The organism is Mesorhizobium sp. WSM4830 (genome assembly GCF_055811495.1).
On record NZ_JBVVQI010000036.1, the window covers coordinates 44,016 to 54,341 of the forward strand.

Below are 10,326 nucleotides of genomic sequence, written 5' to 3' on the forward strand. Positions count from 1 at the left end.
CGCCCCCCCCCCCCCCCCGGGGGGCCCTAAAATTCAAAAAAAAAAAAATTTTAAAAACCCCCGCGGGGGGCCCCCCCCCCCCCCCGGGGGGGTCCCCCCCCCCCCCCCCCCCCTGGTCCATGCTCAAGCGGCCAAGACCGCTGGCATCGGATGGATTGCATGGAACGGAACGCAAAGCCGGTTCCAGGTGTTGATCATGCCGAGCGCAACCGAGAGCTTGACCAGCTCCTCTTCCGAGAAATATTCGAGCGTCCTTGCATAGAGTTCGTCCGATACTCCGTTGTCGGCAATCCTGGTCAGCGCGTCGGTCCAGGCCAAGGCTGCGCGTTCGCGCTCTGAAAACAGCGGCGATTCCTTCCAGGCGGAGACCAGATAGAGCCGCTGCTCGCTTTCGCCGTCGCGGCGCGCTTCGCGGCTGTGCATCTCGACACAATACGAGCAGCCGTTGATCTGCGACGCCCTGAGCTTGATCAGATGCAACAGGCTTTTTTCGAGCCCGCATTCGTCGACTGCCTTGTTGAGCGCCGACACCGCCTTCATGATCTCCGGCGCCGCGCCGAAAAATTGCAGCCTCTGTTTCATCGTCTGTAGCCCTTTCATGCTTGCTTGGTTGAACCTGATTTCTGCGGCCGCTGGTGGCGCTCGACGAAGGCGCAGTTGGCGGCGACCGAACGGGGATCGGCATCGGCCGTGTAGTCCGCCACGATGTCGGACAGCCGGGCGTCGGCGAGCGCTGCGCGATAGGCGCGCTCGGCCTTCAGCATCGCCACGTTGATGCCGCAAGGTTTGACATACACCGAGGCATCGAGCTTCGCCGGGCCGCGCTGGCGGATTTCGGCGCAGCGGAAGGCCGGTTCGCGACCCTCGACGGCCAGCACGATATCGAGCAGCGTTATGCGTTCCGCCGGCCGCGCCAGCCGGTAGCCGCCGGACGGCCCCGACACCGATTCCAGAATGCCCGACGCAGTCAGCGCGTTGAGATGCTTAATCAGATAGCTCGGCGATAGCCCGAACGCTTCGGCCATGGCAGCACCCGGCAAGGTCGCGGCGCCATCAACCCCGGCAAGCATCGTGGCGCAATGAATGGCCGCTTCGACGCCTTCGCCCAGCTTCATTCCACTCTCCTGTTCATGGATATAGATTATCGTGGATAACTTTTATCCGCAATAGGAAAATTAAAAAGCGGCGCCCGTGAACGCCGCTTTTTTCGCAATGCTATTCCGCCGCCACCTTGGCCATCGGATTGTTCGGGTGCGTCGTCCAGTTGGCATAGATCGGCGATACCGGCTTGCCGGTGCGCTGATCCATCACGCCGACCGCCAGCGGCTCCATGGTGATGCAGTTCTCGACCGGACAGACATTGACGCAGAGATTGCAGCCGACGCATTCGGCCTCGATCACCTCGAAATGCCTGACGCCGTCGACCATGCTGGTGATCGCCTGGTGTGAGGTGTCCTCGCAGGCGATGTGGCAGCGGCCGCATTTTATGCAGGCGTCCTGGTCGATGCGCGCCTTGGCGATGTAGTTGAGGTTGAGATACTGCCAGTCGGTGACGTTGGGCGTGGCCCGGCCGATGATGTCGTCGAGAGAGGCATGGCCCTTCTGGTCCATCCAGTTTTCCAGGCCGGCGATCATCTCCTGCACGATCTTGAAGCCATAGGTCATCGCCGCCGTGCACACCTGCACGTTGCCCGCGCCGAGCGCCATGAATTCGGCGGCGTCACGCCAGGTGGTGATGCCGCCGATACCGGAGATCGGCAGGCCCTTCGTTTCCGGGTCGCGCGCGATCTCGGCCACCATGTTCATGGCGATCGGCTTCACCGCCGGGCCGCAATAGCCGCCATGCGAACCCTTGCCGTCGATCGTTGGCTCCGGTGCGAAACTATCGAGATTGACGCCGGTAATCGAATTGATGGTGTTGATCAGCGACACCGCATCGGTGCCGCCGGCAAGGGCAGCGCGTGCCGGCTTGCGTATGTCGGTGATGTTGGGCGTCAGCTTGGTGATAACAGGCATGCGGGTGTTGGCCTTGCACCAGCGCACCACCATTTCGATGTATTCCGGCACCTGGCCGACCGCCGCACCCATGCCGCGTTCCGACATGCCATGCGGGCAGCCGAAATTGAGCTCGATGCCGTCGGCGCCGGTCTCCTCGACTACCGGCAGGATCGCCTTCCAGGCATGCTCCTCGCACGGCACCATCAGCGAGACGACGATCGCCCGGTCGGGCCAGTCCATCTTGACCTGCTTGATCTCGCGCAGGTTGACTTGGAGGTCGCGGTCGGTGATCAGCTCGATATTGTTCAGGCCAAGCAGACGACGGTCGGCGCCCCAGATCGCGCCATAGCGTGGCCCGTTGACGTTGACCACCGGTGGGCCCTCTTCGCCGAGCGTCTTCCACACCACGCCGCCCCAGCCCGCCTTGAAGGCGCGAATGACGTTGTAAGCCTTATCGGTCGGCGGCGCCGACGCCAGCCAGAACGGGTTCGGCGACTTGATGCCGACGAAATTGTTGCGGATGTCTGCCATGGGTCTTTCTCCTCTGGCTGCGGCGGGCTCACCGCCGCCTTACAGCGTTGACTATCGTACCCGGATCATTCCTCGCATCGAAGAAAAACCGCCGGTGGTTCGCCTTCGACCGTAACTGTGATCCTGTCCGGATCGCCCTTGCGCGCCTCCAGCTTGACCATGCTTTCGTCCATGCGCACGGTCTCGTCTCCGTTGGGATAGACGTTCGCGCATGAAACCGCTGTCACAACCAAGTCGCCAGCTGGCGGCCCGGATGTCCATTGGCAGATCGTGTGCTCGTTGAAGCCGACGCCGGACGCTTCTACGAACATCCGCTCGTCACCCTTCTCGTCACACCATTGCGTGTACAGCCAATAGTCTGGTGAAACCGCCTGCATTGCCGCAGCGCCGATGACGACAGCGACAGCGAGTACCGGCGCCATCATCGCAGAGCCCGGTTGATGCTCTCCGCCGCGTCCCGGCCTTGCGCGACGGCCGAGACAGTCAGGTCGTCGCCGCCAAAGATGCAGTCGCCGCCGGCCCAGACGTTTGGCAACGAGGTGCGGCCTTCGGCGTCGACCTTGATGCGGCCGGCTTCCAGGGCAAGCAAGGCTCCGCTGCCGTTGAGCGCAGCCGGGACAAAGCTCTGGCCGATCGCCTTGAACACCTGATCGGCGGTCAGCGTCAGCCGCTCGCCGGTGCCGACGAGCCGGTCGCCGTCCATCGCGGTGTATTCGAGCTCGATCGCCGACACTTTGCCGGCGTCGGCAATGACCCGCTTCGGCTGCAACCAGTGCCGGATGGTGACGCCGTTGGCGGCAGCCAGATCCTGCTCGAATTCGGAGGCATTCATGTGCTCCGGGCCGCGCCGATAGCAGATCGTCACCTCTTCGGCTCCGAGCAGCTTCGATTGCACCGCCGCGTCGATCGCCGTCATGCCGCCGCCGATGACGACAACACGCCGGCCGACCGGCAGGCTGGCCAGATCACTGGCCTGACGAAGCTCGGCAATGAACTCGACGGCATTGGTGACGCCTTGCGCCTCCTCGCCATCCGCTCGCAAGGCATTGACGCCGGCAAGCCCCATGCCGAGGAACACCGCATCGTAATTCCTGGTCAGGTCCGACAGCTGGTAGTCACGGCCGAGCGCCTTGCCGTTCTGGATGTCGATGCCGCCGATGGAGGTGACATAGTCGACTTCGGCCTGGGCGAAATTGTCGACGCTCTTATAGGCGGCGATACCGTACTCATTGAGGCCGCCGGGCTTCGGCCGGGCTTCCAGGATGGTCACGTCGTGGCCGTGGCGGGCAAGCCGATGCGCGGCCGCAAGCCCGGCCGGTCCGGCGCCGACCACGGCGACCGTCTTGCCGGTCGGTTCGGAGCGCTTATAGAACTGCTTGTTTTCGGCCATGGCGACATCGGTGGCGTAGCGCTGAAGGCGACCAATCTGCACCGGCTTGCCTTCTGCCACCTCGCGCACGCAGACCTCTTCGCACAACGTCTCGGTCGGGCAGACGCGGGCGCACATGCCGCCCAAAATGTTCTGGTCGAAAATAGTCTTGGCTGAACCGATCGGATTGCCGGTCGAAATCTGGCGGATGAACAGCGGGATGTCGATCGAGGTCGGGCATGCATTCATGCACGGCGCGTCATAGCAGAAATAGCAGCGGTCGGACTCGACCAGCGCCTCGTGATGATCGAGCGGCGGGTGCAGGTCGGCGAAATTATCGGCATATTGCTCCGGCGAGAGCCGCCCGCCGGCAATGCCTTGCTTGAACTGGCCTTCTGGCATCGTCAGTTCCCCATGTTCTTGTTTTGGGGAAGGCTAGCACGTTTTATTTTTTTATCAATTGGTCAATTTTCGCCGCAACTCGCTGAAAACCTTCACAAACATGATTATAATAGTCATGTTTTCCGAAACGGCCATGCGCGTCACGAAGCAGGTACGGATCGGCTCTCTCGATGGCACAGCGCGACAAGTTCGGAAGTGAGCGACATCCGGCGCATGGATTAACAACCCCTCGTTGACTGCAAGCAAGGTCGAAAACCGCAGGGCGCGCAACCCGGCAACATTTCCAGTTTGCCGCTGTCTTTTTTGGTTGGCTGTCGGATTTTCGTCGTGAAGATCGTCCTAGAATGGATCGCGCATGATCGATGTACAAACCGCAAGGAGTACGACAATGCCACAGTCCCCGATGCCCTTCTTCTGGTACGAGTTGATGACCACCGATCTCGACGCCGCCGAGGCGTTTTACACCTCCGTGGTGGGCTGGAGGGGGCAGCCTTTCGAAGGGGCCTCTGGCATGCCGCGCTATATCGTGATGAATGTCGGCGAGCGCGGCGTCGGCGGGCTGATGACGCTGCCCGAGGACGCGCGCAAGATGGGCATGCCGCCGGCCTGGATCGGTTATATCCTCACCAGGGACATCGATGCCGCAACGGCGTCCCTCAAGAAGGCTGGTGGCGCGGTTCACCGCGAGCCCGACGAAATTCCTGGCGTCGGCCGCTTCGCCGTCGTTGCCGATCCGCAAGGTGCGATGTTCAACTTCTTGCAGCCCAGCGGCCCCGACCAGCCGCCGCTGCCGTTGACGACACCCGGCAACATCGGCTGGCATGAGCTCTACACGTCAGACTGGAAGGCGGCGTTCGATTTCTATTCCAGCCAGTTCGGCTGGGAGAAGGGCGACGCCATGGACATGGGTCCGATGGGCGTCTACCAGCTTTTCGCCTTCGGCGCCGAGCCCGTTGGCGGCATAATGAACAAGCCCGAGCAGATCCCGGTGCCGGTCTGGCAGTTCTATTTCAACGTGCCCGGCATCGACGCGGCAGCCAAGCGCGTCACCGACAATGGCGGCAAGATCCTGATGGGTCCGATGGAGGTCCCCGGCGGCAGCTGGATCGTGCAGTGCACGGACCCGCAAGGCGCCCATTTCGCGCTAATGGCACCGGTGCGGTAGCAACGTCGCGTCGCGATTGGCGAAACCGGCAGCAAAAACCGATCTCCCCCCTCGTGGGGGAGATGTCCGGCAGGACAGAGAGGGGCGCTGTCCCTCCAACCTTACGCTCTTTGAGAACTATTCCGGCGTCAGCACGGAAACTTTGAGATCGGGCTTCTTGGCGCCGCTGAGCTGGATGGTCGCCGGGCCGGCGGCTAGCTTGAAGCGCACGCTCTTGCGGATCCCCGGACAGGTTTTTATACCACTGAAAGCCGCCGACTTCACGGCTTTGCCGTCCTGAACGACATCGATCCAGGCCTCATCAGACAGGCTGATCTGGAGCTCTCCCTCCGGGGGCACGGCTACGCTCGCCGTCGCGCCGAATGTACCGGCTGCCGGCGCGCGTTCCGGCGGAACGGTGAAGCTGATCGTGCCGACCGGCGCCAACGCCACATCTGCAGCCTCGCCGACCGAAAGGTCAGCGCCGGACTGCGCGGCGGGCGCCGCCGCAAACAGGGCCTCCTCGCGCGTCACCGGCCATTTGAAAGCAGCACAGCCGGCGTCGTCGGCCATGGCGACGCTGGTGCCTGCAAGGATGGCGAATAGGCTGACGACGACTTTTCTCATGGCAAACGGAACCCACATGGCTTGGAGTGTCTGGATCTCAGTACAACTATAGCGGTTTAAATACAACCCTGGAGAGAAAAATATTGAAAGGACGAGGAACATTTCCATCACTGATTGTTTATGGCGGGCCATGCGAAGTGAATGGTTCCCTGCCGGGCGATAATCTATGGCCGGTTCGGGGGTAAAATGGAGTCTTAGATGAAGCTTTTCGACGGCCCTGCCAGATATCAGCCGCAGGCTCTGGCCGCATTGCGCATAATGACGGCACTGCAATTCATCGAACATGGTACGCAAAAGCTGTTCAATTTTCCCGCCGGCGACCATGCCGGCGCCCTGAGCGGGCTATCGCTGACTGCGGCCGTCCTGGAATTCGCCGGCGGCATCCTCCTGGTATTGGGGCTTTTCACCAGGCCGGTGGCATTCCTTCTCAGCGGCGAGATGGCGATCGCCTATTTCATGGCGCACATGCCGCGCGACTTCTTCCCGGTCAACAATGGCGGCGATGCGGCAATATCGTTCTGCTTCATCTTCCTCTATCTGGTGTTCGCCGGCGCCGGCGCCCTGGCGCTGGACAACCGCCGCGCCTCATAATTAGTGCGTCAGCCTCGGCCTGCGCGCAATCAGGCCGGCGAAGGCGATGAAGCCGAAGAACTCTCCGGTTTCGACCCGCCGCCGCGCCTCGTGCTTCAGCCCGTCGGCAAGCGCCTTATCCAGCCGTTTCCGGCCGGCAAGTATATCGCTGCCACGATCAACCAGAGTCAGCATGTAATCAGGCGCGGCGATCGGCGTGTAGCCGTAGCTTTCGAACTTTTCGACGACAAAGCCTGCTGATTTCACCAGCAGGGGCAACCGGCGTGCCAGCCACCGGTCGTTCACCAGCGCCGCAACCGCGGCGTCTACGCAATCCTGCAGCGGATCATGATCGCCGATGGCAACGGTTGTCGTCGCATAGTCGCCATCGAAGATTGCCAGGCAGCCGCCTGGCCGAAGCACGCGCAGCGATTCCTCTAACGCCTTTTCAGGACCGGGCACATGCGTCAGACAGGTGTGAAAGATGACCACGTCGAATGAGGCGTCTTCGTGCTGCAGAAACCGCGCGTCTCCTTCGACGAAGGTGAGGTTAGGGATGGTCGCAGCGAGCTCGCGTGCCTTCGCCAGAAATATCGGCGAAGGATCGAGCCCGACGACTTCACGAACGTTTGACAGCAGTGCGAGCTCGCGACAGATCGCTCCAGTGCCGCAGCCGCCCTCCAGGACGCGTGCGTTTTCAGGAAAATCGATCGACGAGAAGAAGGCCTGGCGGATCGCCTTCTGGCGCGGGTCGGCAGCTCGCAGCTCCAAGGCATTGATCAGCATTGCAACAACTGATGGATCAGCGGTCGTGATCTGCGAATAGACGTCGGGCATCGCGGCTCCTCCAGAGCCATCATCCAGCCGCCCGCCACGCGTCGATAATAAAACGAAAGATCACTGGACGAAAGAATTTCCGGTGTCGCGAGACTTCTTCCTCCCTTTCGCCATGCCACCGGCACGGCGAATTCGCTGCGCGAACCGGTTCCTCACCCACGCATCCGCTCGAAATTCGCGTCGAACAGCGGGGTCGGCTGCATGCGCGCGGCGTGGCGTTTGCCCAATAGCTCGATTTCAAAACCTTCGACGTCGTCGGCGATCTCTTTCGGCACATAGCCGATGGCGACGGACTTTTTTGAGTGATGCGCGTAGCCGCCTGATGTGACCCAGCCGCGCACGGCACCGCCATACCAGATTGGCTCGTCGCCGATGACGTCGGCATCGACGGTATCGACGACAAAGGCCCGCAGCCGCAGTCTGCCGCCTTGCTTGCGCTCGGCCAGCGCCGCCTGCTTGCCGATGAAATCGGCCTGCTTGCCGTAGGCGACGAAGCGGTCGAGCCCGGCTTCCAACGGCCCATAGATCGGCCGGTATTCGCGCGCCCACGAGCCGTAATTCTTCTCCAACCGCAATGCGTTGAGGGCGCGCGAGCCAAACAGGCCGATGCCGAATTCCTCGCCCGCCGCCACCAGCGCCTGATAGGCGGCGCGTTGATATTCCGGCGCCACCCACATTTCATAGCCGAGATCGCCGGTATAGCTGACACGTCCGACCAGGCATGGCGCCATGCCGATATCCATCTTGCTGATGGCCATGAATGGAAACGCGGCATTGGATACGTCCGCCTGCGTAACCTTTTCAAGAAGGTTCCGCGCGCTCGGCCCGGCGATCGACAAGCCGGTCAGTTTTGCGCCGAGCGCCTCGATGCTGACAGAGCCGTCCTTCGGCAGATGCCCCTCGAACCAGCGCATATGGTACTGCTCGGCAACGCCGGAGCCGGCCAGGAACCAATCGTCATCTTCAGAATTTAGACCGCCGAGATTGGCCAGCGTGAAATCGCCGATCAGCCTGCCGTCCTCTTTCAGCATCGGCGCCAGCGTCATGCGGCCGGGCCTTGGCAGCTTGCAGGCCAGCAGATGGTCGAGCCAGGCTGCAGCGCCCGCGCCGGTTACCCTGTATTTGGCGAATGACGAGATTTCCGACAGGCCAATGCCTTGCCGAACCGTCTCCACTTCTTTGGCGACATGCTCAAAATCGTTCGAGCGGCGCCAGGAGAATTCGTCCTTGACGCCTTCGGGCGCGTACCAGAGCGGCACCTCCAGCCCATAGGCGACCCCCCATTGCGCGCCCTTGACCGACAACAGATCGTAGACCGGTGTCGTCTTGAGCGGCCGTCCGGCCGGTAGTTCCTCGTTCGGGAAGCGGATCGAAAACCGCCGCGAATAGTTTTCGCGCACCTTGGCGTTGGTGTAGGCCATCGTCGCCCAGTCACCGTAACGCGACACATCCATCGCCCAGATATCGGCGCCGGGATCGCCTTCGATCATCCAGTTCGACAGCGCCAGCCCGACGCCGCCGCCCTGCGAGAACCCCGCCATGACACCACAGGCCACCCAGAACCCCGGCAGGCCGCGCACCGGCCCGACCAGCGGATTGCCGTCCGGTGCGAAGGTGAAGGGTCCGTTGATGATCTGCTTGATGCCGGTGTTCTGGAAGGCCGGGAAATGCCGGAAGCCGACCTCCAGCGATGGCGCGATGCGGTCGATGTCGGGTTCGAGCAGCTCGTGGCCGAAATTCCACGGCGTCTGGAACTCGGACCATGGCTTGTTGGCCTTTTCGTAAGTGCCCATCAGCATGCCGCCGCGCTCCTGGCGCAGATACAGTTCGCCATCGAAGTCGACTGCATGGATGATCTCCGTGCCGGTCTTCTGGTTCCAGGCGGCCACCTCCGGCATGTCCTCGGTGATCAGGTACATGTGCTCCATCGCCAGCACCGGCAGCTCCAGCCCGACCATGCGGCCGACCTCGCGTGCCCACAGGCCGCCGGCGTTGACCACATGCTCGGCCACCACCTCGCCCTTGTTGGTAATGACACGCCACAACCCGTCGGCGCGTCGCACGATGTCCTCGACCTTGGTGAAGCGCTCGACCTCGGCACCAAGCTTCCTCGCGGCCTTGGCGTAGGCGTGGGTAACGCCGGACGGGTCGAGATGACCGTCCTCCTTGTTGCGCACAGCGCCGACGAACTGCTTGGGATCGAGCAGCGGCATCAGCCCGGCCGCCTCATCAGGCGATATCTCCTCGAGATCGATGCCGAGATAGCGGCCCTTGGCGACGACGCCGCGCAGCCAGTCGAGCCGCGCCTCGGTCGCCGCCAGCAAGACGCCGCCAGTCAGATGCACGCCAGTCGCCTGGCCGGACAGCTCCTCGATCTCCTTGTAGAGCGAGATCGTGTATTTCTGCAGCTTGGCGACGTTGGGGTCGCCATTGATGGTGTGCATGCCGCCGGCCGCGTGCCAGGTCGAACCGGAGGTCAATTCATCGCGCTCCAGAAGCACGATGTCGGTCCAGCCGTGACGGGCCAGATGGAACAGCACGGAGCACCCGACGACGCCACCGCCGATAACCACGACCTTTGCATGCGATTTCATGGGATTTTCTCGTTATTTCAAAGAATTGGATGGGTTAGTGGATTCGAGAGGGGAGAGGTCAATTCAGAGTTCCTAAGCTCGGCGCTGCCCCTCATCCGCCTGCCGGCACCTTCTCCCCGTGAAGAACGGGGAGAAGGGTCTAGCTCCAACGCCGACGCCCCCCTCTCCCCGTTCTTGACGGGGAGAGGGTAAGGGTGAGGGGCAGCGCAAACGGTCAAGGACATGTCTCTCCATAGCCTTTGGCGGCGACAAAT

The 10,326-nt window shown here is 62.4% G+C and carries 10 protein-coding genes; 2 read left to right on the forward strand and 8 right to left on the reverse strand.

Annotated features, from left to right (window positions below):
• Positions 1–123 precede the first annotated feature (123 nt).
• The 5 genes from AC0L2Y_RS29985 to AC0L2Y_RS30005 form a co-directional block, all read right to left on the reverse strand.
• Complete coding sequence (locus AC0L2Y_RS29985; protein ID WP_352505556.1) at positions 124–582, reverse strand: carboxymuconolactone decarboxylase family protein; 459 nt, start codon at positions 580–582, stop codon at positions 124–126.
• A 14-nt stretch (positions 583–596) separates the two neighbouring features.
• Positions 597–1,115: an RrF2 family transcriptional regulator gene (locus tag AC0L2Y_RS29990; RefSeq protein WP_473561435.1), complete on the reverse strand. Its 519-nt coding sequence runs from the start codon at positions 1,113–1,115 to the stop codon at positions 597–599.
• Between the two features lie 100 nt (positions 1,116–1,215).
• Complete coding sequence (gene preA / locus AC0L2Y_RS29995) at positions 1,216–2,529, reverse strand: NAD-dependent dihydropyrimidine dehydrogenase subunit PreA (RefSeq protein WP_473561437.1); 1,314 nt, start codon at positions 2,527–2,529, stop codon at positions 1,216–1,218.
• 65 nt (positions 2,530–2,594) lie between these two features.
• Entirely contained in the window at positions 2,595–2,951 is a 357-nt protein-coding gene (locus AC0L2Y_RS30000) for a hypothetical protein (RefSeq protein ID WP_473561439.1), read from the reverse strand.
• Positions 2,951–4,300, reverse strand: a complete 1,350-nt coding sequence (locus AC0L2Y_RS30005) for an NAD(P)-dependent oxidoreductase (RefSeq protein WP_473561441.1) — start codon at positions 4,298–4,300, stop codon at positions 2,951–2,953. Before AC0L2Y_RS30005 ends, AC0L2Y_RS30000 begins: the two co-directional genes overlap by 1 nt.
• Before the next feature lie 388 nt (positions 4,301–4,688).
• On the opposite strand from AC0L2Y_RS30005, the gene AC0L2Y_RS30010 reads away from it, so the two are divergent.
• Positions 4,689–5,465: a VOC family protein gene (locus tag AC0L2Y_RS30010; RefSeq protein ID WP_473561442.1), complete on the forward strand. Its 777-nt coding sequence runs from the start codon at positions 4,689–4,691 to the stop codon at positions 5,463–5,465.
• A gap of 117 nt (positions 5,466–5,582) precedes the next feature.
• Here the strand turns inward: AC0L2Y_RS30010 and AC0L2Y_RS30015 are convergent, their stop codons facing one another.
• Positions 5,583–6,089 (reverse strand): hypothetical protein, encoded by a 507-nt coding sequence (locus AC0L2Y_RS30015; RefSeq protein ID WP_352491127.1) that lies wholly within the window; start codon positions 6,087–6,089, stop codon positions 5,583–5,585.
• Between the two features lie 180 nt (positions 6,090–6,269).
• On the opposite strand from AC0L2Y_RS30015, the gene AC0L2Y_RS30020 reads away from it, so the two are divergent.
• Positions 6,270–6,662, forward strand: coding sequence for a DoxX family protein (locus AC0L2Y_RS30020; protein ID WP_473561443.1), 393 nt, complete (start codon positions 6,270–6,272; stop codon positions 6,660–6,662).
• Here AC0L2Y_RS30020 and AC0L2Y_RS30025 read toward each other — a convergent pair whose 3' ends face one another.
• Together AC0L2Y_RS30025 and AC0L2Y_RS30030 are read right to left on the reverse strand one after the other, a co-directional pair.
• Complete coding sequence (locus AC0L2Y_RS30025) at positions 6,663–7,478, reverse strand: methyltransferase domain-containing protein (RefSeq protein WP_473561445.1); 816 nt, start codon at positions 7,476–7,478, stop codon at positions 6,663–6,665.
• Between the two features lie 152 nt (positions 7,479–7,630).
• Positions 7,631–10,072, reverse strand: a complete 2,442-nt coding sequence (locus AC0L2Y_RS30030) for a GcvT family protein (protein ID WP_473561447.1) — start codon at positions 10,070–10,072, stop codon at positions 7,631–7,633.
• Positions 10,073–10,326: the final 254 nt, after the last annotated feature.

Excerpts from the sequence above, each read along its gene's own strand:
- AC0L2Y_RS30015 (WP_352491127.1), bottom strand. The coding sequence starts at position 6,089 with ATGTGGGTTCCGTTTGCCATGAGAAAAGTCGTCGTCAGCCTATTCGCC.
- AC0L2Y_RS30000 (WP_473561439.1), bottom strand. The coding sequence starts at position 2,951 with ATGGCGCCGGTACTCGCTGTCGCTGTCGTCATCGGCGCTGCGGCAATG.
- AC0L2Y_RS30020 (WP_473561443.1), top strand. The coding sequence starts at position 6,270 with ATGAAGCTTTTCGACGGCCCTGCCAGATATCAGCCGCAGGCTCTGGCC.
- preA (WP_473561437.1), bottom strand. The coding sequence starts at position 2,529 with ATGGCAGACATCCGCAACAATTTCGTCGGCATCAAGTCGCCGAACCCG.
- AC0L2Y_RS30030 (WP_473561447.1), bottom strand. The coding sequence starts at position 10,072 with ATGAAATCGCATGCAAAGGTCGTGGTTATCGGCGGTGGCGTCGTCGGG.
- AC0L2Y_RS29990 (WP_473561435.1), bottom strand. The coding sequence starts at position 1,115 with ATGAAGCTGGGCGAAGGCGTCGAAGCGGCCATTCATTGCGCCACGATG.
- AC0L2Y_RS30025 (WP_473561445.1), bottom strand. The coding sequence starts at position 7,478 with ATGCCCGACGTCTATTCGCAGATCACGACCGCTGATCCATCAGTTGTT.
- AC0L2Y_RS30005 (WP_473561441.1), bottom strand. The coding sequence starts at position 4,300 with ATGCCAGAAGGCCAGTTCAAGCAAGGCATTGCCGGCGGGCGGCTCTCG.
- AC0L2Y_RS30010 (WP_473561442.1), top strand. The coding sequence starts at position 4,689 with ATGCCACAGTCCCCGATGCCCTTCTTCTGGTACGAGTTGATGACCACC.
- AC0L2Y_RS29985 (WP_352505556.1), bottom strand. The coding sequence starts at position 582 with ATGAAACAGAGGCTGCAATTTTTCGGCGCGGCGCCGGAGATCATGAAG.